The sequence below is a fragment of the Amycolatopsis pittospori genome (assembly GCF_013870525.1).
Taxonomy (GTDB): Bacteria; Actinomycetota; Actinomycetes; order Mycobacteriales; family Pseudonocardiaceae; genus Amycolatopsis; species Amycolatopsis pittospori.
Genome location: NZ_JACBXD010000046.1, coordinates 1 through 24,030, shown reverse-complemented (window position 1 = coordinate 24,030; position 24,030 = coordinate 1). Strand labels below are relative to the sequence as shown.

Annotated in this window: 27 protein-coding genes; 3 read left to right on the top strand and 24 right to left on the bottom strand. The window is 69.1% G+C overall.

Annotated features, from left to right (window positions below; translation table 11 throughout):
• The first annotated feature begins 88 nt into the window (after window positions 1-88).
• The gene (locus H5J31_RS24265) at window positions 89-934 is read left to right on the top strand and encodes a VOC family protein (protein WP_181774939.1); all 846 of its coding nucleotides are present in this window, start codon (window positions 89-91) and stop codon (window positions 932-934) included.
• Between the two features lie 48 nt (window positions 935-982).
• On the opposite strand, the gene H5J31_RS24260 is transcribed toward H5J31_RS24265, so the two are convergent.
• The 6 genes from H5J31_RS24260 to rpsB all read right to left on the bottom strand — a co-directional run bounded on the left by H5J31_RS24260 (window position 983) and on the right by rpsB (window position 6,727).
• Complete coding sequence (locus tag H5J31_RS24260) at window positions 983-2,515, bottom strand: carboxylesterase/lipase family protein (RefSeq protein ID WP_207898656.1); 1,533 nt, start codon at window positions 2,513-2,515, stop codon at window positions 983-985.
• Window positions 2,516-2,576: 61 nt separating this feature from the next.
• Window positions 2,577-3,491: a phosphatidate cytidylyltransferase gene (locus H5J31_RS24255; RefSeq protein WP_181774938.1), complete on the bottom strand. Its 915-nt coding sequence runs from the start codon at window positions 3,489-3,491 to the stop codon at window positions 2,577-2,579.
• Window positions 3,491-4,048: a ribosome recycling factor gene (gene frr, locus H5J31_RS24250; protein ID WP_038509892.1), complete on the bottom strand. Its 558-nt coding sequence runs from the start codon at window positions 4,046-4,048 to the stop codon at window positions 3,491-3,493. The genes H5J31_RS24255 and frr overlap by 1 nt, the downstream gene beginning before the upstream one ends.
• Before the next feature lie 51 nt (window positions 4,049-4,099).
• Window positions 4,100-4,843, bottom strand: a complete 744-nt coding sequence (gene pyrH / locus H5J31_RS24245) for a UMP kinase (protein WP_005154669.1) — start codon at window positions 4,841-4,843, stop codon at window positions 4,100-4,102.
• Between the two features lie 92 nt (window positions 4,844-4,935).
• A complete protein-coding gene (gene tsf / locus H5J31_RS24240; protein WP_181774937.1) occupies window positions 4,936-5,760 on the bottom strand; it encodes a translation elongation factor Ts in 825 nt (274 codons plus the stop codon).
• A 91-nt stretch (window positions 5,761-5,851) separates the two neighbouring features.
• The gene (rpsB, locus tag H5J31_RS24235) at window positions 5,852-6,727 is read right to left on the bottom strand and encodes a 30S ribosomal protein S2 (RefSeq protein ID WP_181774936.1); all 876 of its coding nucleotides are present in this window, start codon (window positions 6,725-6,727) and stop codon (window positions 5,852-5,854) included.
• Between the two features lie 382 nt (window positions 6,728-7,109).
• On the opposite strand from rpsB, the gene H5J31_RS24230 reads away from it, so the two are divergent.
• A complete protein-coding gene (locus H5J31_RS24230) occupies window positions 7,110-7,715 on the top strand; it encodes a murein hydrolase activator EnvC family protein (RefSeq protein WP_181774935.1) in 606 nt (201 codons plus the stop codon).
• On the opposite strand, the gene H5J31_RS24225 is transcribed toward H5J31_RS24230, so the two are convergent.
• From H5J31_RS24225 to H5J31_RS24140, 18 genes are all read right to left on the bottom strand, one after another.
• A complete protein-coding gene (locus H5J31_RS24225) occupies window positions 7,712-8,560 on the bottom strand; it encodes a FliA/WhiG family RNA polymerase sigma factor (protein ID WP_181774934.1) in 849 nt (282 codons plus the stop codon). The two genes, H5J31_RS24230 and H5J31_RS24225, sit on opposite strands and share 4 nt — an antisense overlap.
• 107 nt (window positions 8,561-8,667) lie before the next feature.
• Window positions 8,668-9,678: a tyrosine recombinase XerC gene (locus H5J31_RS24220; protein WP_181774933.1), complete on the bottom strand. Its 1,011-nt coding sequence runs from the start codon at window positions 9,676-9,678 to the stop codon at window positions 8,668-8,670.
• A 105-nt stretch (window positions 9,679-9,783) separates the two neighbouring features.
• A complete protein-coding gene (gene dprA, locus H5J31_RS24215; RefSeq protein WP_181774932.1) occupies window positions 9,784-10,923 on the bottom strand; it encodes a DNA-processing protein DprA in 1,140 nt (379 codons plus the stop codon).
• Window positions 10,923-12,431 carry a YifB family Mg chelatase-like AAA ATPase gene (locus tag H5J31_RS24210; protein ID WP_181774931.1) on the bottom strand — a complete coding sequence of 503 codons (1,509 nt, stop codon included), beginning with the start codon at window positions 12,429-12,431 and terminating at the stop codon, window positions 10,923-10,925. Before H5J31_RS24210 ends, dprA begins: the two co-directional genes overlap by 1 nt.
• The gene (locus tag H5J31_RS24205; RefSeq protein ID WP_181774930.1) at window positions 12,432-12,818 is read right to left on the bottom strand and encodes a YraN family protein; all 387 of its coding nucleotides are present in this window, start codon (window positions 12,816-12,818) and stop codon (window positions 12,432-12,434) included. It lies immediately after the preceding gene.
• A gap of 240 nt (window positions 12,819-13,058) precedes the next feature.
• The gene (locus H5J31_RS24200; protein ID WP_003096226.1) at window positions 13,059-13,382 is read right to left on the bottom strand and encodes a DUF2469 domain-containing protein; all 324 of its coding nucleotides are present in this window, start codon (window positions 13,380-13,382) and stop codon (window positions 13,059-13,061) included.
• Window positions 13,379-14,158, bottom strand: a complete 780-nt coding sequence (locus H5J31_RS24195; RefSeq protein ID WP_181774929.1) for a ribonuclease HII — start codon at window positions 14,156-14,158, stop codon at window positions 13,379-13,381. Before H5J31_RS24195 ends, H5J31_RS24200 begins: the two co-directional genes overlap by 4 nt.
• Before the next feature lie 58 nt (window positions 14,159-14,216).
• Entirely contained in the window at window positions 14,217-15,149 is a 933-nt protein-coding gene (gene lepB, locus H5J31_RS24190; RefSeq protein ID WP_181774928.1) for a signal peptidase I, read from the bottom strand.
• 31 nt (window positions 15,150-15,180) lie between these two features.
• A complete protein-coding gene (gene rplS / locus H5J31_RS24185; RefSeq protein ID WP_181774927.1) occupies window positions 15,181-15,549 on the bottom strand; it encodes a 50S ribosomal protein L19 in 369 nt (122 codons plus the stop codon).
• 179 nt (window positions 15,550-15,728) lie between these two features.
• Window positions 15,729-16,493, bottom strand: a complete 765-nt coding sequence (gene trmD, locus H5J31_RS24180) for a tRNA (guanosine(37)-N1)-methyltransferase TrmD (protein WP_181774926.1) — start codon at window positions 16,491-16,493, stop codon at window positions 15,729-15,731.
• The gene (gene rimM, locus H5J31_RS24175; protein ID WP_020630592.1) at window positions 16,493-17,005 is read right to left on the bottom strand and encodes a ribosome maturation factor RimM; all 513 of its coding nucleotides are present in this window, start codon (window positions 17,003-17,005) and stop codon (window positions 16,493-16,495) included. The genes trmD and rimM overlap by 1 nt, the downstream gene beginning before the upstream one ends.
• 22 nt (window positions 17,006-17,027) lie before the next feature.
• Window positions 17,028-17,267, bottom strand: a complete 240-nt coding sequence (locus H5J31_RS24170) for an RNA-binding protein (protein WP_003103110.1) — start codon at window positions 17,265-17,267, stop codon at window positions 17,028-17,030.
• A complete protein-coding gene (rpsP, locus tag H5J31_RS24165; protein WP_181774925.1) occupies window positions 17,264-17,710 on the bottom strand; it encodes a 30S ribosomal protein S16 in 447 nt (148 codons plus the stop codon). The genes H5J31_RS24170 and rpsP overlap by 4 nt, the downstream gene beginning before the upstream one ends.
• Before the next feature lie 159 nt (window positions 17,711-17,869).
• Window positions 17,870-18,676, bottom strand: a complete 807-nt coding sequence (locus tag H5J31_RS24160; RefSeq protein WP_181774924.1) for a CPBP family intramembrane glutamic endopeptidase — start codon at window positions 18,674-18,676, stop codon at window positions 17,870-17,872.
• 49 nt (window positions 18,677-18,725) lie between these two features.
• Window positions 18,726-19,475 (bottom strand): CPBP family intramembrane glutamic endopeptidase, encoded by a 750-nt coding sequence (locus H5J31_RS24155; protein ID WP_181774976.1) that lies wholly within the window; start codon window positions 19,473-19,475, stop codon window positions 18,726-18,728.
• A 45-nt stretch (window positions 19,476-19,520) separates the two neighbouring features.
• Window positions 19,521-20,594: an amidohydrolase family protein gene (locus H5J31_RS24150; protein ID WP_181774923.1), complete on the bottom strand. Its 1,074-nt coding sequence runs from the start codon at window positions 20,592-20,594 to the stop codon at window positions 19,521-19,523.
• A gap of 2 nt (window positions 20,595-20,596) precedes the next feature.
• Window positions 20,597-22,141 (bottom strand): signal recognition particle protein, encoded by a 1,545-nt coding sequence (gene ffh / locus H5J31_RS24145; RefSeq protein ID WP_181774922.1) that lies wholly within the window; start codon window positions 22,139-22,141, stop codon window positions 20,597-20,599.
• 115 nt (window positions 22,142-22,256) lie between these two features.
• A complete protein-coding gene (locus H5J31_RS24140; RefSeq protein WP_328701588.1) occupies window positions 22,257-23,174 on the bottom strand; it encodes a hypothetical protein in 918 nt (305 codons plus the stop codon).
• A 188-nt stretch (window positions 23,175-23,362) separates the two neighbouring features.
• Between H5J31_RS24140 and H5J31_RS24135 the strand changes: the two genes are divergently transcribed.
• The coding region (locus H5J31_RS24135; RefSeq protein WP_181774921.1) for a hypothetical protein at window positions 23,363-24,030 on the top strand (668 nt) is incomplete at its 3' end.

Genomic DNA, 24,030 nt, shown 5'->3' with positions numbered 1-24,030 from the left:
CCGGGTTCCAGGTCGTCCGGTCGAAATCTTTAACGGAAACAATGCGGATAGCGACTAGACTTTACTCCCACCGGTAAGGGAGAACCGCATGTCGCTTGGCTCGGCCGCTCACACTTCCGTAATCCCTTCAGGAATCCCGTGCTGGATCGAACTCGCCTGCAGAGACGAAGCGGCCGCACAAGCCTTCTACAGCGGGCTTTTCGACTGGGAGTACGTCGTCCAGCGTGACCCCGCGACCCCGACCGGCCGGTACTCGATCGCGACGCTGAACGGCGTCCCGACCGGAGGTCTGTACCGCTCGGGCACGAACGGGCCGTCCGGCTGGAGCATCCACATCTCGGTTCCGCAGGCGGCCGCCGCGGCGGAGTGGGTCGACAGTCTCGGTGGCCGGGTCACCCTCGGACCGATGGCGATTCCCCATCGCGGCAACATCATCCACGCCATCGACGCCAGCGGCACGCACGTCGTGTTCTGGGAACCGCCCGAAACCTGGGAGTTCGCGACCGGCGTGCCCAACACGTTCAGCGGCGCCGACCTCAACACCCACGACGGCGCGGCGGCGGATCACTTCTACTGCCGTCTCTTCAACTACACGAGCCACCAGATCGGTGACGGCACCTCGCTCGACTACGCCGAATGGCTCATCGAGCACGAACCCGTGCTGTACCGGTACGTGATGGGCACGGAGTACCGGCCGGACACTCCGCCGCACTGGCTGGTCTACATCGAACTGGATCCGGCCCGTGGCGCGGACGCCGCGGCGGGGCAGGCGCTGATGCTCGGCGGCGCCGTCGTGGTCCAGCCCTACGACACCCCGTACGGCCGGATGGCGATCCTCGCCGACCCGGACGGTTCGGTGTTCGCGGTGATCGACCACTCCCGCGCCGTCGAAGGCTGGGGCACCGCCGAAGTCGACGATCCTTACGACGACTGAGCGACCGAGCCGATCGAGCCGGGGGCGTCGCCGCCCCCGGCTCTTTCGTCAGAGACCCGCCCAGAATCCGCAGTTGTGCTCGGCGGCGAAGTCGACCGGGCCGATCTTGCCGGGAGCCAGCGACTGCACCTTCGGCGAGGGACGCCACCGGGGCAGTTCCGCGCCATTCGGATCACCGGTGCGCGCGAACCGCGTCCAGTACTGAATCATTTGCGCCGCGAGCTTCTGCTGCGCGGGCTTCAATTCGACCGGCACGCCGACCAAATCAGACAAATATGACAATTCAGCGCCATGGGAGGCGCCCATGCGCATTCCGGGCGGCGCCGGAAAGAGCGCGGGGGCGTCCCGGTCGGCGAACTCGTAGGCGAATGTCCGCGTGCGCGCGCTCAGCGATCGCCGGGCGTCGGCCTCCGGGCAGGACCAGACCCGATCGGTCATGGCGTCCGCGAACGCCATCGCCGGACCGCCGTGCTTCACCGACGGGTATTTCGCGGCGACGATCGGCGCCTTGTCACCGAAGGCCGTCCGCAGCAGTTCCTGATAGTGCTCCTCCGTGAACGGATGCCCGGGATACAGCGCGACGAAGAGCCTCGCCTCGTCCCTGGTCGTCCCGGTCAGCACCGGGATCCGGGCGAACCGCCCCGCCCGGAACGCGGTCGCCGGATGCTCCGGAAGCACCGCGGAGTCGAACGCGGGCGTCGCGAGCGGCACGTTCAGCACGTCCTTGACCGAGAGCCGCCGAAGGCAGGCGACATCGGCGCAGCCCAGCTTCGCGGCCACGGCCGCTCCGTCCTTCTCGACGTCGGCACGCGCACGGAACGGTGTTCCCGCGGGAACACCGGGGGCGAATCCGCCATCGGGCCAGTTCAGGGTGCACGGACCGCTCTGGATGATCGCGCGGCCGAACAGCCCGGCGGAAGACGGCGAGGTCAGATGACCACAGGTGCTCATCCCGCCCGCCGACTCACCGAACAACGTGACGTCGCGCGGATCCCCGCCGAACGCACGCGCGTTGCGCTGCACCCAGCGAAGCGCGGCCTGCTGGTCTTCGAGGCCGAAGGCGCCGGAGTCGCGGCCGAGTTCGGGATGGCCGAAGAAGCCGAACGCCCCCAAGCGGTAGTTCACGCTCACCACGACGACGTCCCCGCCGAGGGCGAGGCGTTTGAAGTCGTAATCGCTGCCGGCTCCGCCGGTGAACCCGCCACCGTGGACCCACACCATCACCGGACGGGGTTCGTGCGTGGGCTTGGCCGGACCGATCACGTTGAGATAGAGGCAGTCCTCGTCCTCACTCGGAGCCGAACCGAGTCCTTCGCCCTGGGCGCAGCGAGGCCCGGGTTTGCTCGCGTCCCGCACCCCGGTCCACGAAACGGGTTTCTGCGGCGGGCGCCAGCGGAGGTCGCCGACCGGCGGCGCGGCGAACGGAATCCCTTGGAAACTCCGGAGTTCGCTGGTGATCACCCCGCGAACGGGGCCGGAATCCGTGCGGACGACGGGGCTTTCGCCCGCGTCCGCCACGGCGGTCGTCAGGGCGCCGAGCGTCAAGACACTCAGCGCCACGGTCAGTAGTCGCTTACTCATTCCTTGAGTTCGCATACTTCGACCTTGGCCCAGCGCTCCGGGCTTGTCACACGGGTTTCACCTAGACGGGAACGAACGCCGAGAGCAGCAACCAGGAGACGACGGCCGAGGGGAGCAACGAGTCGAGCCGGTCCATCAGACCGCCGTGGCCCGGCAGCATGTTCCCCATGTCCTTGACGCCGAGGTCGCGTTTGATCAGCGACTCGACGAGGTCGCCCAGCGTCGCGGTGCAGACGATCGCCGCGCCGAACAGCACACCCTGCCAGGCGTGGCCGTCGAGCAGCAGGCTCAGCGTCAGCGCCCCGGCGACCACACCGGCCACCAGCGAACCGGCGAAGCCTTCCCAGGTCTTCTTCGGGCTGATGCTCGGCGCCATCGGGTGCTTGCCGCCCAGCACACCGGCGATGTAGCCGCCGGTGTCCGAGGCGACGACACCGATCATGAACGCCAGCACCCGGCCGACACCGTCCGCGGGCGGGACGAGCATCGCGGCGAAGGCACCGAAAAGCGGGATGTACGCGACGGCGAAGACCGAGGCGCTGATATCGCGCAGATAGCCCTTCGCTCCACCGGGCAACCGCCACAACAGGCAGACCAGGACCGTCAGCACGAACGCCGTCAGCGCGCCCTCGCGGCCGAACGGCCAGGCCAGCCAGATCATCGCCTGGCCGCCGACGAGCACCGGGACCAGCGCGATCCGGATGTCCGCGGCGCGTTTGAGGGCACCGGCGAGCTCGATCGTGCCGACCGCGATGGCGATCGCGATGATGCCGATGAACAGATAGCGCACGGTGAGCAGGGACGTCACGATCGCCGCCCCCAGCAGCAACCCGACCCCGATCGCGGCGGGCAGGTTACGGCCGGCGCGGGAAGCCTTCGGTGCCGGTTCCGGCACTGTTTCAGGATCCGGCCCTGCGGCCGGAACCGGTTCCGGGGCGTCCACCCGGTCCTCGCGTTCCTCGCTCACCTGGCTCATCAGACCTCGAGCAGCTCGGCTTCCTTGTGTTTCACCAGCTCGTCGACCTTGTGCGTGTAGGTGTCGGTGAGGTTCTGGAGTTCCTTCTCCGCGTGGACGACCTCGTCCTCGCCCGCCTCGCCGTCCTTCTTGATCCGGTCGAGCTCTTCCTTGGCCTTGCGGCGGACGCTGCGGATCGAGACGCGGGCGTCCTCACCCTTGGACTTGGCGACCTTCACCATCTCCTTGCGGCGCTCTTCGGTGAGCTGCGGGATGACGATGCGGATCACGTTGCCGTCGTTGCTCGGGTTGACGCCGAGGTCCGACTCGCGGATCGCCTTCTCGATGGCGTTGAGCGACGTCTGGTCGTAAGGCTTGATCAACGCCATCCGGGCTTCGGGGATGTTGACGCCCGCCAGCTGGTTCAGCGGGGTCGGCGCGCCGTAGTAGTCGACGACAACGCGCGAGAACATCCCGGGGTGGGCCCGGCCGGTGCGCACCGACGACAGGTCCTCCTTGGCGACGGACACCGCTTTTTCCATCTTCTCCTCGGCGTCGAGGAGGGTCTCGTCGATCACGGCAACTCCCGTTGTTGTGTATTCGTACCGGTTGCGAAGATCAGAGCAGGACTACGCGGGCACCCCGTCGGCGGGGGTGTCGACCAGGGTGCCGATCCTTTCACCACTGACCGCACGAGCGATGTTCCCCTCGGTGAGCAGATTGAACACGATGATCGGCATGTTGTTGTCCATGCAGAGGCTGAACGCGGTGGCGTCGGCGACCTTGAGGTCCCGTTCCAGCACCTCGCGGTGGCTGATCTCGTGGAACATCTCGGCGGTCGGGTCGCTCTTCGGGTCCGCGGTGTAGACACCGTCGACGGCCTTCGCCATCAAGACGGCCTCGCAGCCGAGTTCGAGCGCGCGCTGCGCGGCGGCGGTGTCGGTGGAGAAGTACGGCATGCCGACCCCGGCGCCGAAGATGACGACGCGGCCCTTCTCCAGGTGCCGCTCGGCGCGACGCGGGATGTACGGCTCGGCGACCTGCCCCATGGTGATGGCGGTCTGCACGCGGGTGGGCAGGCCCTCCTTCTCCAGGAAGTCCTGCAGCGCCAGGCAGTTCATGACGGTGCCGAGCATCGCCATGTAGTCGGCGCGGTCGCGGTCCATGCCGCGCTGCGACAGTTCCGCGCCGCGGAAGTAGTTGCCACCGCCGATGACGACGGCGATCTGCACGCCCGTGCGCGCCACGTCGGCGATCTGCTGAGCGACCGAGTGCACCACATCCGGATCAACCCCGATGGAACCGCCGCCGAACATCTCGCCGCCCAGCTTCAGCAGCACCCGCCGGTATCCGCCTTCGACCCGGACACCCATGTCGCCCTCCCTAATGCTCTGAACCCGACTGTGCCCCGTCCCCGATGGACGGAGACGGGGCACAGTGGTGACTCTTGTGTTCCGTGCCTGGATCAGGCCTGGCCGACCTCGAACCGGGCGAACCGGTTCACGGTCACGCCGGCCTCGTCGAGCAGGGTCTTGACGGTCTTCTTGTTGTCCTTGACCGAAGGCTGCTCGAGAAGGACGGTGTCCTTGTAGTAGGCGTTGACCTTGCCCTCGATGATCTTCGGCAGGGCCTGCTCCGGCTTGCCTTCTTCGCGGGCGGTCTTCTCGGCGATCGTGCGCTCGTTCTCGACGATCTCGGCGGGCACCTCGTCACGCGTGAGGTACTTGGCCTTGAGCGCGGCGACCTGCATGGCGGCGCCACGAGCGGCCTCGGCGGCGGCCTCGCCCTCACCGGTGTACTCGATGAGCACGCCGACGGCGGGCGGAAGGTCCGCACCGCGACGGTGCAGGTAGGTGGCGGTGGTGCCCTCGAAGGCGGCGACGCGGCGCAGCTCGAGCTTCTCACCGATACGGGCGGCGAGCTCCTGGACGACCTCGGCGACGGTCTTGCCGTCGAGCGAAGCGGCCTTCAGCTTCTCGACATCGCTGGTGTTCTCGGTCTTCGCGACCTCGACGATCTTCGCGGCGAGGGTCTGGAAGTCCTCGTTCTTCGCGACGAAGTCGGTCTCGGAGTCGAGCTCGATCAGCACGCCGCCGTCACCGGCGACGAGGCCCTCGGCGGTCGCGCGCTCGGCGCGCTTGCCGACGTCCTTGGCACCCTTGATGCGCAGGAACTCGACGGCCTTGTCGAAGTCGCCGTCGTTCTCCTCCAGCGCCTTCTTGCAGTTCATCATGCCGGCGCCGGTCAGTTCGCGGAGGCGCTTCACATCTGCGGCGGTGTAATTCGCCATCGTGCGTTGTCCGTCCTTTTCAGGTACGAGAAAGTCTTTTGGGAGAGGTACCCGTGGGGCCGCCGGACGGCGACCCCACGAGCGAGGTGGATCAGGAGGAGGCGGTGGCCTGCTCGGCGGCGGGCTCGGTGGCCGCCTCCGTCGCGGCCGCGGCTTCCTTGGCATCCGAAGCGGCGGTCTCGGAGCCGGCGAGCAGCTCCTTCTCCCACTCGGCCAGCGGCTCGTCCGTGGCGACGCCGGCCTCGGGCTTGGCGTCGGCGTTGGAGGAACCGTTACGGCTGGAGCGGGCCATCAGACCGGCGGCGGCGGCCTCGGCCACGACCTTGGTCAGCAGCGCGGCCGAACGGATCGCGTCGTCGTTACCCGGGATCGGGTAGTCGACCTCGTCCGGGTCGCAGTTGGTGTCCAGGATCGCGACGACCGGGATGTTCAGCTTGCGAGCCTCGCCGACGGCGATGTGCTCCTTCTTGGTGTCGACGATCCACACGATGCTCGGCACCTTGGCCATGTCGCGGATACCGCCGAGGGTCTTCTCGAGCTTGTCCTTCTCGCGGGTCAGCGTCAGGATCTCGCGCTTGGTGAGGCCGGCGAAGCCGCCGGTCTGCTCCTGCGACTCGAGCTCCTTGAGGCGGAGAAGACGCTTGTGCACGGTCTGGAAGTTGGTCAGCATGCCGCCGAGCCAGCGCTGGTTCACGTAGGGCATGCCCACGCGGGAGGCTTCGGCCGCGATGGCTTCCTGCGCCTGCTTCTTGGTACCGACGAACATGATGGTGCCGCCGTGCGCGACGGTTTCCTTGATGAACTCGAACGCACGGTCGATGTACGTCAGCGTCTGCTGCAGGTCGATGATGTAGATGCCGTTGCGCTCGGTGAAGATGTAGCGCTTCATCTTCGGGTTCCACCGACGGGTCTGGTGCCCGAAGTGCACGCCGCTGTCGAGCAGCTGCTTCATGGTGACGACGGCCATTGCCGGAATCAACCTCTTCTGTGTCGTGCGCGCCCGGCTCCGCCGGAACGCGCTTGCTCGGTTCGTCGCTCTCGGCCGGGTGGCCGATCGCCCTGGTGCAGATGCTCGGGCCCGGACCCCGGAGTGAAGTGACCCAAGGGACCGCCGGGCCGTGTGCCCCCGCTTGTCCTGACCCTCCGTGAGGAGATCGGCCGTCGGGAGCGCGCACGTGCACGCGAAGTCAGTCCGCTGCCGCGGACCGCGCAAAAGAGTCTACTCCCTGTCGTCACCGCCTACCGCACCGGCAGCCCCTGATGAGAGCGGTTGTCCACAACCGGCTCGGTTATCCACAGATTCCCCCGGCGCGCCCCGCCCGCCACGCCGGTCGCCCAAGCTGGAACACATGACGATGACGACCTGTTCCCGCCCTGTCACCAGGCATTCCTTCGCGCTCGACCGCTCCGGCGGCCGGCACCGCCGTCCCGGACGGCCGAGGCGTCTTCCTCGCCTCGCGATCCTCGCGACGCTGCTCGCGATCTTCGCCTCTTCGGCCATGCCGGGGACGGCCAGAGGCGCTCCTTCACCCCAAGGACGCCTCTCTTGGCCGGTCTCACCGGCACCCAGCGTCACCAGGTACTTCGAGCCGCCCGCGACGCCGTACGGACCCGGCCACCGAGGTGTCGACCTCGCCGCGGCGCCGGGCGCGAACGTGCTCGCGGCGGCCGAAGGGGTGGTGATGTTCGCCGGCCAGGTGGCTGGCCGCGGAGTGGTTTCGATCGATCACGAAGGAGGCCTGCGCACCACTTACCAACCCCTCGCCCTCACCGTCACCGCGGGTGATCAGGTCTACCGGGGCCAAGTGCTCGGGACGCTCGTGGTGGGCCATCCGGGCTGCCCGGAACAGGCGTGCCTGCACTTCGGTGTCCTGCGGGGCGAGGAGTACGTCGATCCGCTGGCGTTGATCGGCGAACCGTCGGAGATCCGCCTCAAGCCCTGGGAAGGCCTCTAGGCCTGCTCGACCAGCTTCGCGCGCAGCCGCATGACGGCGCGGGTGTGCAGCTGGCTGACCCGCGACTCGGTGACGCCGAGGACCTTGCCGATCTCGGCGAGCGTCAGGCTTTCGAAGTAGTAGAGCCCGACGACGATCCGGTCCCGTTCGGTGAGCTGCGCGATGGCCTGCGCCAGCTGGCGGCGGTTGTCCTGGTCGACCAGGACGGCCACCGGGTCGACGGCGCCGTCGTCGGGCAGGGTGTCGACGAGGGATCCGCTGTCCTTGCCCGCGGCGACGAGGTCTTCCAGCGCGATGACGCTGGTCAGCTGCATCTGGCCGTAGAACTCGCGCAGGTCGTCGACGCTGATTTCGAGTTCGGCCGCCAGTTCGGCGTCGGTCGGGGTGCGGTTCAGGCGGGCACCGAGGCGTTCCAGCGCACGCTCGGCCTCGCGGGCCTTGCTTCGCACCGCTCGCGGGACCCAGTCCTGGGAACGGAGGTCGTCGAGGATCGCGCCCCGGATCCGCTGCATGGCGTAGGTCTCGAACCGCAGGCCACGGGCGGGTTCGAACTTCTCGATGGCGTCGACCAGGCCGAAGATCCCGGACTGGATCAGGTCGCCGACGTCGACGTGGGTCGGCAGGCCGGTGCCGACGCGGCCGGCGACGTATTTGACGAGCGGGGCGTAGTGCAGCACGAGCCTGTCGCGCAGGATCTGGTCCGGCGACTCGACGAACTGCCGCCACAACGCCTGGATCCCGGCGTCCACCTCGTAGCTCGTCCGCGCTTCGGGCGCGACGGCAGGACCGTCCCCGCCGGGACGGTGTTTCCCGGCGGCTTCGGTGACATGTGGGTCGGCGGTCATCGGACCGCCGTTCTCAGCATGCGACTCAGGGTGGTCTCCGTGCTCGTGCGGATGCGCGTGCGCCGCCGATTCGGGCTGTCGGGTCCCCTGCCGAGTTCTCCCCGGCATCATCGGGCCCGGGGGTGCGCGCGGTCGTGGATCGCCTTCAGCCGATCGACGGTCACATGAGTGTAGAGCTGCGTTGTAGCCAGCGTAGCGTGACCAAGCAGTTCCTGAACGCTCCGAAGATCGGCACCGCCTTCGAGCAGATGGGTGGCCGCCGAATGCCTGAGGCCGTGCGGACCCATGTCGCTCGCGCCCGGCACCGAGCCGACGGCGTCGTGGACGACCCGGCGGGCCGCCCTCGGATCGAGCCTGCCGCCTCGCGCCCCCAGGAAGAGCGCGGCCTCGACGCGACCTTCCGCCTCCACGCCCTTCGACTCCACGGCGAGCTTCCCCCGGCCGTCGTCCAGCCACGCCCGCAAGGCCGCCTCGGCCGGGACGCCGAACGGCACGACCCGTTCCTTGCCGCCCTTGCCCATCACGAGCACGACACGGCGGGAGAAGTCGACGTCGCCGACGTCCAGCCCGCACAGTTCGGAGACCCGCACTCCGGTCGCGTAGAGCAGTTCCACGATGGCACTGTCCCTCAAGGCCACCGGGTCCCGCTGTTCGGCACCGGCGGCTGAGGAGCGCATGACCTCGCCGGCCTGCTCCGCCCGGAGGACCCCGGGAAGCTTGCGGTGCGCACGCGGCGCCACCAGCCGGCCGCCCGGATCGGTCGCGAGCGCCCCGCCTCGATGCGCCCAGGCGGTGAAGGTGCGGGCCGCCGCCGCACGCCTGGCCAGCGTCGTCCGGCTGGCGCCTTCCTCACGTTGCCGGGCGAGCCATCCGCGCAGCGTCGCGATGTCGAGATCGGCGAACCGGCCGCCGTTCCCGTCCACGAAGCCCAGCAGCGACACCACATCGCCGAGGTAGGCGCGCACCGTATGCGCGGAAAGCCCGCGTTCCAGGGAAAGGTGCCGCTCGTAGTCGTCGATCAGCTTCCGGACGGGTTCCGGGAGCGCGGCACGGGCGGCGCGCAGATCGGGCCTGCGGGCGCGTTTTCCCGTGCCGTGGGGACCTTCGGTCGACGGCATGGCGATCACGCTGCGCGATGTACGGCGGATGGTCAAGTATCGCCGCACCCTGTTGTGGTGTCCGTGGTCGGATCGTGCCGGGATGGCGTCTCGGGTGTAGGCCAGTCAGGTCTTGCCGGTCCGTCTTCGCCACCCTGAGTCACCCCTTTCGGCGAAACCGTCCAGTTCGAGTTCGGGCAGCAGGGACCGGACGCGTTCGACCGGGATGCCGGCTTCGGCGGCGACCCGCTCCTCCGGTTTCGCCGCCCGTCCGGACAGCGCGTCGTGCACTCGCAGCGCCTCCGGCCCGAGTTCGTCGGTGCGACGGCGAGGTTTCGCCGGGTCGGTGAACGGCTGGCCGAGGCGTCCGGCGGTCTCGAGGACCTCGTCTACCGAGGTCACGAGCGTCGCTTGCCCTTCACGGATCAGGGCGTGGCAGCCGGAGGACATCCCGGACGTCACCGGTCCCGGCATCGCCATCACGACCTTTCCCAGGGCTCCGGCGGTGCCGGCGGTGTTCCGGGCACCGCTCCGCCTGCCCGCCTCGACCACGACGGTCCCCTCGGTCAGGGCGGCGATGAGCCTGTTCCGCACGAGGAACCGATGCCTGGCGGGAGGGGTACCGGGCGGGTACTCGCTGACCACCGCGCCGGTCCGCCCGATGGTGCGCAGCAACGTCGTGTGCTGGGCCGGGTAACCGGCGTCGATCCCGCAGCCGAGCAGGGCGACCGTCGTACCGGAGGCACCGAGGGCACCGCGATGAGCCGCCCCGTCGATGCCGTACGCCGCTCCCGAGAACACCGGGATCCCCCGGCCCGCCAGGTGATAGCCCAGTTCGGCCGCGTTGTGCTCGCCGTACTCGGTGGCCGCGCGGGCGCCGACGATCGCGATCGCCTGGTCCACCGCCTCGTCGAGCCGGGCCGGACCTCGCACCCACAACGCCAGCGGAGGTGCCACGCCGGAGACGCCCCGTCCTCGGGCGACGGACAGCGAAAGCAGTGGCCAAGCAGGCCATTCGTCGTCTTCCGGGATGACGAGCCGGGTCTCGTCGGCGGCCGCTCTTTCCAGGTCACGCTCGGCGTAGTCGTGTGCTCGCCGGGCCGCCGTCTCGTCTCGTACCTTCGGCGGGCAGCCGGCGCGCCGCACCCGTTCCGCGGCGACGATCGGGCCGTGCTCCCCGACGAAATCGACCAAGGCGGGCGCCGGTGGCTCGGCCACCCGCAGGAGATACGACCGCGCGATCCGCTCAGCCTCGAATTCACCCATCAGGATGACCTCTCCCGGAAGTTCAGCGCGGCCGCGACCTCGTCGGCTTCCGGCTTTTCGATGCCCTTCAAGTCGGCGAGCGTCCAGGCGATGCGAAGGCATCGGTCCGCGCCGCGGGCGGTGAGGGCTCCTCGTTCCAGCGCACGGTCCAGCAACGCCGTGACCTGCACGGGAAGAGCGAACTCGCGACGCAAGGCCGGTCCGGGCACTTCCGCGTTGGTCGGCCAGCCGTGATCGGCCCACCGTTTCCCGGCTCGCTCGCGGGCCTCCAAGACCCGTTCCCGGACGGGAGCGGAAGGTTCCGGCGCTTCGCTCAGGTGTGCGCTGAGCGCGGAAAGCGGCCGCAGCCGCACCCGCAAATCCACCCGATCGAGTAAAGGTCCCGACAGCCTGCCCAAGTAGCGTCTTCGCGCGGACGCGGAGCAGGTGCAATCGGCGTCCTTGGCGGGGGCGCAAGGACAAGGGTTCGTCGCGAGCACCAGCTGGAAGCGCGCCGGATAGCACACCGAGCCCTTGACCCTCGCGATCCGCACCTCGCCCTCTTCGAGCACCGTGCGCAGGGACTCCAGCCGTTCCGGCCCGAACTCACAGACCTCGTCGAGGAACAGGATGCCGCGGTGCGCCCGGCTGATGGCACCGGGCACGGCCAGACCGCTACCGCCGCCGATCAGCGCGGGCACGCTGATCGAGTGATGCGGAGCGACGAACGGCGGCACGGTCACGAGCGGAGCGGACCGCGACAACGAGCCGTCTATCGAATGGACCGCGGTGACCTCCAACGACTCCTCCGTCGTCAGACGCGGCAGAAGTCCGGGGAGACGTTTCGCGAGCATCGTCTTGCCCACCCCGGGCGGTCCGGTCATGAGCAGGTGATGGCCGCCGGCCGCGGCCACCTCCAGTGCCCACCGGGCTTCGGGCTGCCCGACGACGTCCGCCAGGTCGGGCACCTCCGGCGTCTCCTGGACCAGGGACGGCTCGGGCCGGGTCAGTTCCCCCTCGCCCTTGAGCCAGTCGACGAAATCGCTCAGCCGGGCTACCCCGCCGACCTCCAAACCGTCCACGAGCGCGGCTTCGAACAACGATTCGGCGGGCACGACCGCCCTCCGGTACCCGGCCCTGCGCGCCGCGAGCAACCCCGGCAGGACCCCTCGGACGGCCCGCACCCGGCCGTCGAGGGCCAGTTCGCCGAGCAGCACGGTCTGGAGCAGTTTCGTGGCCGGGACCGACCCGGTCGCGGCGAGGACCGCCGCCGCGATGCCGAGGTCGTAGCCGGAACCCACCTTCGGGAGATTCGCGGGTGACAGGCCGAGGATCACCTTCTCGTCCGGCCACGTCTGCCGCGAGTTGCGGACCGCTGAGCGGACCCTGTCCTTGGCCTCCTTCAACCCGGCGTCGGGCAGCCCGACCATGGTCACCCTGGGGGATCCGCCGCCGATGTCGGCCTCGATCTCGATCATCTTGCCGTCGACGCCGAGCAGCGCCACGGCCCACGCCTTCGCCAGGGCCATTCAGAACGCCGCCTTGATGTGCCGCACGTACGGCAGCTCGCCGGGCGGGGCGACGATCGCGACGATGTCGTAGCGGACCGGGCACCAGCGGAGCATGAACCGGCGCTGCCACAGGTTCGCGAGACGGCGGATGCGGTCCGCCTTGGCCGGCGTCACCGCCTCGGCGGGGGTGCCGTAACCGAGCCCGCTCCTGGTCTTCACCTCGCAGAAGACCAGGCGTTCCTGGTCGGTCGCGACGAGATCCAGTTCGCCGTCGCGGCAACGCCAGTTGCGGCTCAGGACGACGTAGCCCGTGCTCTCCAGATGCCGGATCGCGAGATCCTCGCCCCAGCGCCCCAGCTCGATGCGTGATGCCCCGGTGAACGGCTGTTCGGCCGTGCCCATCATCTCGATCCCCCTCAGCGATCGTCACAGTGCGTGTGCGATCAACGCTGCCAGGGTCACCAGGGCGCCGGCCAGACTCGAATCGCCCGCCTGTGGACAACCGGGGTCCTGTGGATGAATCGCGTGCGGCCGGAGCCCGCCGGACGAAAACTGTCGGTGGCCGGTGCTAGGGGCGCGCGCCAGAAATACGTGAAGGCCCCCTCCAAGACGTCGGAGGGGGCCTTCACGTATTCGGGAGTCGGTTCAGCCCGAGAACGGACCGTCCTCCGGCAGGCGGAGATCCGGCTTGTCGAGCTCTTCGACGTTGACGTCCTTGAACGTGATGACGCGGACGTGCTTGACGAACCTGGCGGGGCGGTACATGTCCCAGACCCACGCGTCGGACATGCGGACCTCGAAGTACACCTCACCGCCACCGTCGCGCACCTGCACGTCGACGGCGTTGGCCAGATAGAACCGCCGCTCGGTCTCCACCACGTACGAGAACTGGCCGACTATGTCGCGATACTCGCGGTAAAGCGAGAGCTCCATCTCGGTCTCGTACTTTTCGAGATCCTCTGCGCTCATGAAATCCGCGCCCCTCCTCGCGATTCTGCTGCTGCTCCAGCGGCGGAGCGTTCATTGTTACCCACGTACGGGCCGAGGGCACGTATCGGCACGCTTGGGTTTTCCAGTGCGGCCACGGTCAGCACCACCGGATGAGGCGGTCGCGCGCCGTGCGCGGCGGCCGCGGTGGCGACATTCGCGTACGACCAGCGGTGCACCGGGCTCGGGCCGTGCGTCTTCAGCGCCGCGCTGTGTTCGGCGGTGCTGTAGCCCTTGTGCACGTCGAAACCGTAGTGCGGGTGGACGTCGTGCAGGTCGCCCATGATGCGGTCCCGCGTGACCTTGGCCAGTACGGACGCCGCCGCCACACACGCGACGGCCTTGTCCCCCTTGATCACGGGCACGCTCGGGGCGGGCAACCCGGACACCCGGAACCCGTCGGTGAGGACGTAGCCCGGGGTACCCCGCAAGGCGGAGACGGCACGCCGCATGCCTTCGAGGTTCATCACGTGGATGCCGAGCAGGTCGACCTCGGCCGCCGGGATGACGATGACCGAATAGTCGAGAGCACGCTGGACGACCCGGTCGTAGACGCGATCGCGGGCCTTGGCCGTGAGGACCTTGGAATCGGTGAGTTCGGGCAGCCGGGCGGCGTCTCCCGGGCGCAGGACGCACGCGGCCACGACGAGCGGGCCGGCGCAGGCGCCGCGCCCGGCCTCGTCGACTCCGGCGACGGGCCCGAGGCCCCGCCGGTCCAGCGCACCCTGCAACCCCCAGAAGAGGTCGCCACGCACCACTGCTCGCGGCGGCCGAAGAGGTTCGGCCGGTGTGAGCGGTACAGGAACTCTCAAGGCCTTACCGCCTCCGGTCGACCGCCTTGCGCACTCCGGACGACATCCGCCTGCCGAGGAAGACCACGGGCCACGCCGCGGCGATGCCGACACCCAGGGGAAGCCCCTGCTGCCAGGCCGGGGCACCCAGCGCCACCGGCTGCGCACTCGCCTGCGGGTTGTGGTCCGAAACGCCACCCCAGCGGCCGGGCGGGAGCACGATGACGCGCGCCTTGCCGATGATGTTGTCGACCGGGACCGCGCCGTTGACGCCGCCACCGCCCTGGAACCGGGAGTCGCTCGAGTTGTTGCGGTTGTCGCCCATCACCCAGACGTATCCGGCGGGCACCTTGACCGGCTCGAACGTCTTCTCGGTCGGGGCCATGCCCTCTTCCCAGTGGACGTACGGCTCGTCGAGTGCCTTGCCGTCCACGACCACACGGTTGTTGTCGCAGCACTGCACCGTCTGACCGCCGGTCGCGATGATCCGCTTGACGAAGTCTCGCTCGTCCGGCGGCGCGAAGCCGATCAGGGAACCCAGTGCGCGGAAACCGGTGACGAAGATGTTGCTGGACTCCGGCGTCTCGATCTCGCCCGCCCACGCCGGCGGTCCCTTGAAGACCACCACGTCGCCCGGACCGGGATCGGTGAAGTCGTACGTGATCCGGTCGACCAGAATCCGGTCACCCGTGCACCCGGCGCAGCCGTGCAAGGTGGTCTCCATGGACCCCGAGGGGATCATGTAGACCTTGGCGAGGAACTGCTGGATCAAGATCGTCAGCACGAGTGCGACGACGATCAGGATCGGCAGTTCCTTCCAGAACGACCGCTTCTTGTTGACCTTGCCGAATTTCTTCTGAGATCCGGATCGGCCCCGGCGGGAGGCCCGAGTGGGGCGCTCTTCGTCGGGGCGATCGGGCTCGTCTTCGGAGGTGTTCTGGGACACGGGTTCGACCACGACGCCAGGTTACCTGTAACCGTGCGGCTACCTACTTGGCGGAGGTCGTCTCGCGGTTTTCGCGGCGTTCCTTGATCTTGGCGGCCTTGCCGCGAAGCTCGCGGAGGTAGTACAGCTTCGCCCGGCGGACGTCGCCGCGCTTGAAGACCTCGACCTCGGCGATGTTCGGCGAGTGCACCGGGAAGGTGCGCTCCACGCCGACGCCGAACGACACCTTGCGGACCGTGAAGGTCTCGCGGATGCCGCCGCCCTGGCGACGCAGCACGACGCCCTGGAAGATCTGGTTACGCTCGCGGTTGCCCTCGATGACGCGGACGTGAACCTTGAGCGTGTCGCCCGGTCGGAAGTCCGGGATGTCGGAACGCAGTGACTGCGCGTCCAGCGCGTCCAGGGTGTTCATCGGTGGTCCGTCCTCGTCTTCGTATGGCTTACGTACAGCAGGGCGCGCAGTGGTGCACTGCGACCTACCCGGGGGCTGATGGCGTTCCGGCCGACCTCGCGCCCTTCACCCGGCCACTGGCCGAAGTAAAAGTTCGCGCGTCCGCTCACGCCAACCTGTCAAGTATTGCAGACCGGGACTCAGGTGCTCGACCCGGCCTGGCCGGTGCCCTCGTCCAAGCGTTCGAGGACCCCGAGATCGTGCTTGTCGAGACTACCTTCCGGCAGGAGGCCGATCAGTTCCGGCCTGCGCCGCACGGTGCGTTCGAGGGCCTGGTCGCGGCGCCAGCGGTCGATCAGCGCGTGGTTGCCCGAGCGCAGGACGTCCGGTACGGCCAGGTCCCGCCAGACCTCCGGCCGCGTGTAACTGGGGCCTTCGAGGAGGCCGTCGGAGAAGGAGTCCTCCTCGGCCGAGCGGGCGTTGCCGAGTACGCCGGGCAGCAGCCGGACGACGGCCTCGACCATCACCAGCACCGCCGCCTCGCCGCCGACCAGTACGTAGTCGCCGATCGAGACCTCGTCGACGGGCATGCGCTTCGCGGCGTCGTCGATCACCCGCTGGTCGATGCCCTCGTAGCGGCCGCACGCGAACACCAGGTGTTCCTCGGCGGCGTACTGGTGGGCCATGGCCTGGGTGAACGGCCGTCCGGCGGGGGTCGGGACCACGAGGCGGGTGTTCTCGCCGCAGACGTCGTCCAGGGCGGGGCCCCAGATCTGCGGTTTCATCACCATGCCGGGCCCGCCGCCGTACGGGGCGTCGTCCACCGCGCGGTGGACGTCGTGCGTCCAGTCGCGCAGGTCGTGCACGCCGACCTCGATGAGGCCGCGGTCGATCGCGCGCCCGAGCAGTGCGGCGCGGAGCGGGTCGAGGTATTCGGGGAAGATCGTGACTACGTCGAGGCGCATCAGGCGTCCAGCAGGCCTTCCGGCGGGTCGAGGACCACACGGCCGCCCGCGACGTCTACCGCCGGGACGATCGCCTTCACGAAGGGCACCAGCACCTCGCGTCCGTCGTGCTCGATCGACAGCAGTTCCCCCGCCGGCGAATGCACGATTTCGAGCACCTTGCCGACGAGCGTGCCGTCGGCAAGTTCGGCCCGCAGGCCTTCGAGTTCATGGTCGTAGAACTCGTCCGGGTCCTCGGTCGGCGGCAGCGTCGAGGTGTCGGCGATCAGCAGGGCGCCGCGGAGGGTCTCCGCGACATCCCTGGTCAGCACCTCTTCGAAACGCACCAGCAGCCGCCCGCTGTGTTCGCGGGCGGCTGCGATGGTGAGGTTCCTGCTGCTGCCGTCACGCAGCTTCGTCGTGACGGCCGAACCGACCGCGAACCGCTGTTCCGGCGAGTCCGTGCGCACGTCCACCGCGAGTTCCCCGCGGATTCCGTGCGCCTTGGCGATACGGCCGACTACGACGTCCATCCCGCTCTGTCTCTGTCCGTGGTCAGCGATCGGTGTCGACGACGTCCACCCGGACGCCGCGGCCACCGATGCCGCCCATGACGGTGCGCAGGGCGGTCGCCGTGCGACCGCCCCGGCCGATCACCTTGCCGAGATCGTCGGGGTGCACATGCACCTCGAGCGTGCGGCCACGACGTGTGGTCAGCAGCTCGACCCGGACCTCGTCCGGGTTGTCGACGATCCCGCGCACCAGGTGCTCGAGGGAATCGGCGAGGAAGCTCACGCCTCGGCCTTGTCACCCTCGGCGGCCTCGGCCTTGTCGGCTTCGGCCTTCTTCGGGGCGGACTTCTTCTTCGGCGTGGTGGCCTCGGCGGAGGGCTCCTCGCCGGCGGCCGCGAGCGCGGCGTTGAACAGGTCCTGCTTCGACGGCTTCGGCTCGGCGACCTTCAGGGTGCCCTCGGCGCCCGGCAGGCCCTTGAACTTCTGCCAGTCACCGGTGATCTCGAGGATGCGCTGGACCGGCTCGGTCGGCTGGGCGCCGACGGACAGCCAGTGCTGGGCACGCTCGGTGTCGACCTCGATGAAGCTGGGCTCTTCCTTCGGGTGGTACTTGCCGATCGTCTCGATGGCCTTGCCATCACGGCGGGTGCGCGCGTCGGCGACGATGATGCGGTAGTACGGCGCACGGATCTTGCCGAGACGCTGCAGCTTGATCTTGACGGCCACGGGTGTGGGTACTCCTCAGTTCTCTCTGATGCAGGTGGAAGGCGCGCGAAAACCGAGTGGGGACACGGCTACGCACACCCGAAGGTCCGGAGCTCGGGCGCGGTGAGAGGGTCCGGCCAAAGCAGGCAAGCGTACATTCTGCCAGACGCCCGGCGGCCATCAGAACGCGGCTATCCCGAGTGAGGCGAGCAGGATCGTCACGGCCGGGAGGAAGTTGTTCACCTGATGGGCGACGATGCTGCCGAGCAGCCTGCCGGTGAACACCCTGGCGAGCCCGATCGGTACCGCGATCACCAGGAGCAAGGTCGTGCGCAGCGGTTCGAGGTGACTCGCCGCGAAGATGGCCGTCGAGACCAGGAACGCCGCGATCCTCCCCCAGCGTTCGGTGCGCCACTGCAGCCGTTCGACGGCACCCCACAGCACGCCCCGGTAGATGATCTCCTCGCAGATCGGCCCGAGCAGCCACAGGTAGACGAACATGACCACGGCCGCCGAAACCGACATCCGCCGGTCTTCGACGAGCGCGCTGATCGCGGAGGTCGCGTTCGCGTCGCCGACGACCTGTGTCCAGATGTAGGCGGCGAGCGAGGTGAACCCGAGCCCGAGGACGCCGAGTTTGAGGCCGACCTTGACGTCGGCCCAGCTCCAGCCGATCCGCAGGTCGGTGAACGGCCCGTTGCCGCGGAGGCGGGTGATCAGCAGCGCGACCGCGGCCGCCACCATGGTCGGCACCATCGTGCCGAGCAGCACCATCCGCATCGGCAGCGGCTGGCCGGGCTGGACGTCTCCGAGCAGGACGCTGATGAACGCCGCCGACGACAAGAGGACGGCCTCCACGAGCAGGAAGGCCCCGAATCCCCAGCGATGCGGCGGTGGCGTGCCGAGCGCGGCCACCTCACCTCCGGCAGTGAGTTCTTCCGGCGGCGCGGCCTCGGGGATCGGCTCCCTCGGCTGAGATACGGTCACGCCGATCCTCCGGTGATCGTTCGGTTACCCACAGACACTCTAACCGTGATCACCTCGCCGCGAAGAGCAATACCGCCGGTGGGAGGTTGTTGGCCGCGTGCGCGATCACGGACGCGCTGACCCTGCCGGAAAGGTAGCGCGCGAGACCGATGGCGATTCCCTGACCGAACAGGGCGATCGTGCGCGAGGCCTCGCCGTGCAACTGGGCGAACACCAGCGCCGTGACCAGCAGGATCACCCACGAGGGCAACCGGTGGAAGCCCATCGCGTTCCAGAGCGAGCCCCGGAACAGCAGTTCTTCGGTGACCGGGGCGGCGAAGACGACGATGGCCGCCGCGAGCACCAGCCAAACGGTGTCGCCCTCGACCGTCCCCGAAAGTTCGGTGATCGGTGCGGCCGAGAAGTCGTCGATGGACCTGTCGGTGCTGTCGGTCCCGTAGACGGCGAGCAGCAGCAGGTTCAGGAGATAGCCGGCGGCGAGCGCGGCCGCCCCGCAGGCCAGCCCGATCCGGACGTCTCGCCAGGTGGGGCGGAGTCCGAAGTCCGTGCGAAGTCCCTGCCCCCAGACCCGGGAGCCGACGACGGGACCGAGGCCGAGTACCAAGGTCGGCAGGAACGCGAGGATCAGCAGCGGACCGACGTCGCGGAGTTCCAGCGGGTCGTAGCCGCCGAAGCGACCTGACATCGCGAAGCTCATGACGAGCGTGACGAGGTGGTACCCGGCTATGCCCGCGAAGAACGCTACGAATCCCCAGTGCGCTCCGAGCACGAGACGCTCGCGGGCCTGCCCGTCGTCCACCACGCCTCCACGCTAAGTGCCGTCTCGGTCACGGTTGGAGGCGGGTCAGGCGAAGATCTTGCCACGCAGGACGATATGGCTCGGATGCCGGAGGACGGCGAGGTCTTCCCGCGGATCCGTCGGGTACACCAAGAGGTCGGCGGAAGCTCCGTCGACGATCCCCGGCACGCCCAGCCACTCGCGAGCCGCCCACGAAGCCGACGCCAGTGCCTGCTCCGGCGTCATCCCGGCCTTGTGCAGGGCCTCGATCTCGTCGACGAGCCTGCCGTGTTCGACCATGCCGCCCGCGTCGCTTCCCGCGTAGACCGCGACGCCCGCCTCGATCGCCGTCGAGACCATCTCCCCGACGCCCGCGTGCAGTGCGCGCATGTGGTCGGCGTACACCGGGTATCTGCCCGCCTTGTCGGCAATCCCGGGGAAGTTCTCGATGTTGATCAGGGTCGGCACGAGCGCGATCCCGCGTTCGGCGAGGACGCCCAGTTGAGCGTGCGACAGTTCCGTGCCGTGTTCGAGGCAGTCGATGCCGGCGTCGATCAGCCCCGGCAACGCGGCCTGGCCGAAGACGTGCGCCGTCACCTTGGCACCCTCGGCGTGCGCGACCGCGATGGCCTCGGCGAGGACGTCGTCGGGCCACAGCGGCGCGAGATCCCCGACGCCGCGGTCGATCCAGTCGCCGACGAGTTTGACCCAGCCGTCGCCGTCGCGGGCCTGTTCGGCGACCGCCTTCGGCAGTTCGGAAGGGTCTTCGAGTTCGATGCCGAGGCCGGGGATGTAGCGCTTGCGCAGGGCGAGATGCCGTCCGGCGCGGATGATGCGCGGCAGATCGGCGCGTGCCTGCAGCGGCCGGACGTCGATCGGCAGCCCGCAGTCGCGGATCAGCAGCGTCCCGGCGTCCCGATCGGTGATCGCCTGTTCGGTGGCCTCTTCGAGCGTGGTCGGGCCGCCGACCCCGATCCCGGGATGACAATGGGCGTCCACCAGCCCGGGTACGAGAAAGCCTTCCCGGACAACGGTTTCCGCCCCGGCGACCGGTTCGGTGGTGATCCGGCCGCCGGTGATCCACAGCTCGCGGTGCTCGCCGTCCGGCAGGACGACCCCCGCCAGGTGCAGAGCCTCCACGACTACTTTTCCTTCGGGAACTTGAACTTCTTCGGGTCGAACCCGGGTACGTCGTTCATGCCGCCGAGCTGGGAGAGATCCGGCATCCCGCCGGCGGGTCCGCCGGGCATCCCGCCCGGGGGCAGCATCGGCATGCCGCCGGGGAAGCCGCCACGGACCTTGGGCTGCGTGGGGCCGCGCCCCTTGCCCTTCTTCCCCTTCTTGCCCTTGCGGTTCTTGCTGCCGCCGCCTCCGCCGCCGAAGCCGAACCGGCCCGCCATCTGCGCCATCATCTTGCGCGCCTCGAAGAACCGGTTGACCAGTTCGTTGACGTCGCGGACGGCGACACCGGAACCCTTCGCGATCCGCAGACGGCGCGAAGCGTTGATCATCTTCGGGTCGTCGCGTTCGGCGGGGGTCATACCGCGGATGATCGCCTGCAGCTTGTCGAGGTGCTTGTCGTCGACCTGCGCGAGCTGGTCCTTCATCTGCCCGGCGCCGGGCAGCATGCCGAGCAGGTTGCCGATCGGGCCCATCTTGCGGACCGCGAGCATCTGCTCGAGGAAGTCCTCCAGGGTGAGCTGGCCGCTGCCGAGCTTGGCGGCCGTCTGCTCCGCCTTCTCCTGGTCGAAGTGCTGCTCGGCCTGCTCGATGAGGCTGAGCACGTCACCCATGCCGAGGATCCGGCTGGCCATCCGGTCCGGGTGGAAGAGGTCGAAGTCTTCGAGCTTCTCACCGTTGGACGCGAACAGGATCGGCTGGCCGGTGACCTGGCGGACCGACAGCGCGGCACCACCGCGGGCATCACCGTCGAGCTTGGTGAGGACGACGCCGCTGAAGCCGACGCCGTCGCGGAACGCCTCGGCCGTGGTGACCGCGTCCTGACCGATCATCGCGTCGACGACGAACAGCGTCTCGTCCGGCGAAACGGCGTCGCGGATGTCCGCGGCCTGCTTCATCAGCTCTTCGTCGACACCGAGACGACCGGCGGTGTCGACCAGGACGATGTCGTGCTGGGCGCGCTTGGCCTCGTCGATGGCGCGACGGGCGACGTCGACCGGGTCGCCGACGCCGTTGCCCGGCTCGGGCGCGAAGACCGCGACCCCGGCCCGCTCACCGACGACCTGCAGCTGCGTGACGGCGTTGGGACGCTGGAGGTCACAGGCGACCAGCATCGGCGCGTGGCCCTGCTTCTTCAGCCACATCGCGAGCTTGCCCGCGAGGGTGGTCTTACCGGCACCCTGCAGACCCGCGAGCATGATGACCGTCGGCGGGTTCTTCGCGAAGGTGAGCCGCCTGGTCTCGCCGCCGAGGATGGTGACGAGTTCCTCGTTGACGATCTTGATGACCTGCTGCGCCGGGTTCAGCGCGCCGTGCACCTCGGCACCCTTGGCGCGTTCCTTGATCCGGGCGATGAAGTCCTTGACCACGGAGAGCGCGACGTCCGCTTCGAGCAACGCGATGCGGATCTCGCGCGCGGTGGCGTCGATGTCGGCGTCGGAGAGCCTGCCCTTGCGCGACAGGGTCTGCAGGGCGGACGTGAGCCGATCGGAGAGGGTGTCGAACACGGGTGTGCACGCTCCAGCTGGGTCGTTGTGGCGAGCCGGTACGGACCGGCGGCTTTCCAGGGTAGTCGGTGTTCGAAGTCGGCGTTTGACGCGGTTGCGGGCGACCGCCCCCGGCTCAGGCTTTGCGGAGATCGGCTTCGATCAGGGCGCGGACCACGGCGGCGCGGGCGGGGGCGGAGTCACGGACGGTGCGGCTCATCTCCACGTGCAGGAAGGCCGTGCCTTCTTCGGCCGCCGCCCTGCCCTGAACGTTCTTCATACCTTCCAGGGCGCCGCACGACGACGTCCACGCCCGGCAGACGGCGAACTCGCCGCCGGCGAGCCGGTCGGCGGCACGCCGCACGGGATCCCCGGCCACCGAAGCGCCGGCGGACAGCACGATGTCGTCGTCGGGCATGTTCTGGTCGTCGAAGCCGTGCAGCTGCACTTGCGTCATCCCCCGCCCCGCGAGGAGCGAGGCGACGACGTGGAAGACCGAGTCCACCTCGTGCGCGACGTCGGCGCGACCGTCGTCCGCCTTCCGGTGCGCACCCGCGATCAACAGGACCGCGCCCGGGACCTGCCGGAAGTAGTCGAGTCCGAACAATTCCGTCCGCAGATCCGACGCCGGGTGCGGAACCTCGATGACCAGTGACGGCGGGGCGGATCGGTCGATCAGGTACATCCCCCAGGCCCGCTCGGTGCCGGACTCGTTCGTGGCGATCGTGTACGGCCGCCCGGTGTCCGCGTCCACCCCGTCTTTCACCGAGAAACCGAGCTTTTCCAGATCGGCCGGCGCCGTGCGGCCGGCGTCCACGAGCGCCGCGAAGCCGTCGGCGGCCTTGCGACGTTCGTCGGCTTTCGGCGAGCGGTAGTCCTGCTCGGCCGACAACGCCGCGGTGAACTCGGCGACAACGGAGCCCAGGCTCCCGTCCGGTGCCGGGGCGGGCGCGGATGCCTCGTCGTCCCCCAGGACCAGCACGATGGTCAGCACCAGGGCCAGCGCGACGACCACACTGGTCACGCTGAGCAGCATCCGCTTTCGGCTGATCACCACCCGAACCCTACCGACTCACCCGAATGGGTAGCCTCGGCCGCGTTTTGGATCCTTTGAGGTGACTTGTAACGTCACTGTGCACAATTTTGATATCTGCGTGTAACCCGATCGGGTGCGGGTATCGCTAGTGGCCGATCCAGGCCGCGATCTCCCCCGATCGTAGAATCGAAAGGCCTGGGGGCCAGGTGGACAGGCAGAAGGACCGGCTCGATCCGGTGGCGCGTCTTCGCGACCAGATCCCCGAGGCGGGATTCCCGCGTGGCGTAGGGGTGGCGTCCGCGACCGGCTTCGTCCTGCTGCTGATGATCGCCGCCTTCACCGCCCTCTACCTGTCCACGACAGGGCCGCTCTCGGCGATCGACGGGAACGTCGGAGACGTCGTCTCCGACGAGGTCACCGAGGGCCAGCGGCGCGCGACCGCCGCACTCGCGCAGGCACTGGCCACCTCGGCCACCACCGCGGCCGGCGACCTCCAGGTCAGCACCGGTTCAGGACTGTTCGACAACGCCGACGACGCCGCCCTCCTCGACCGGCTCGGCGAGACCTACCCGGATTGGCGCGGCGTCGTCGTCTTCGATCCCGCCGCCCGGAAGGTCCTGGCCACACACGGCGAGCCGGTGGCCGTCGAGAACCTCCGTGAGGTCGCCGTCGCCAACCTCACGGTCCGCCCGATCGCCCGTCCCGGCGACACCCCGCTCGTCCTCACCGCGCTCCCGCTCACCGGCGCCCGCGCCGGCAAGCTCCTCGTCGTCTCGACCGCGCTGCGCGGGGTCGCGCCGGAACTCGACAAGCACGCCGAGCAGCAGATCCGGCTGGTGACCCCGGACGGCACGCTGCTCTACTCCCGCGGCAC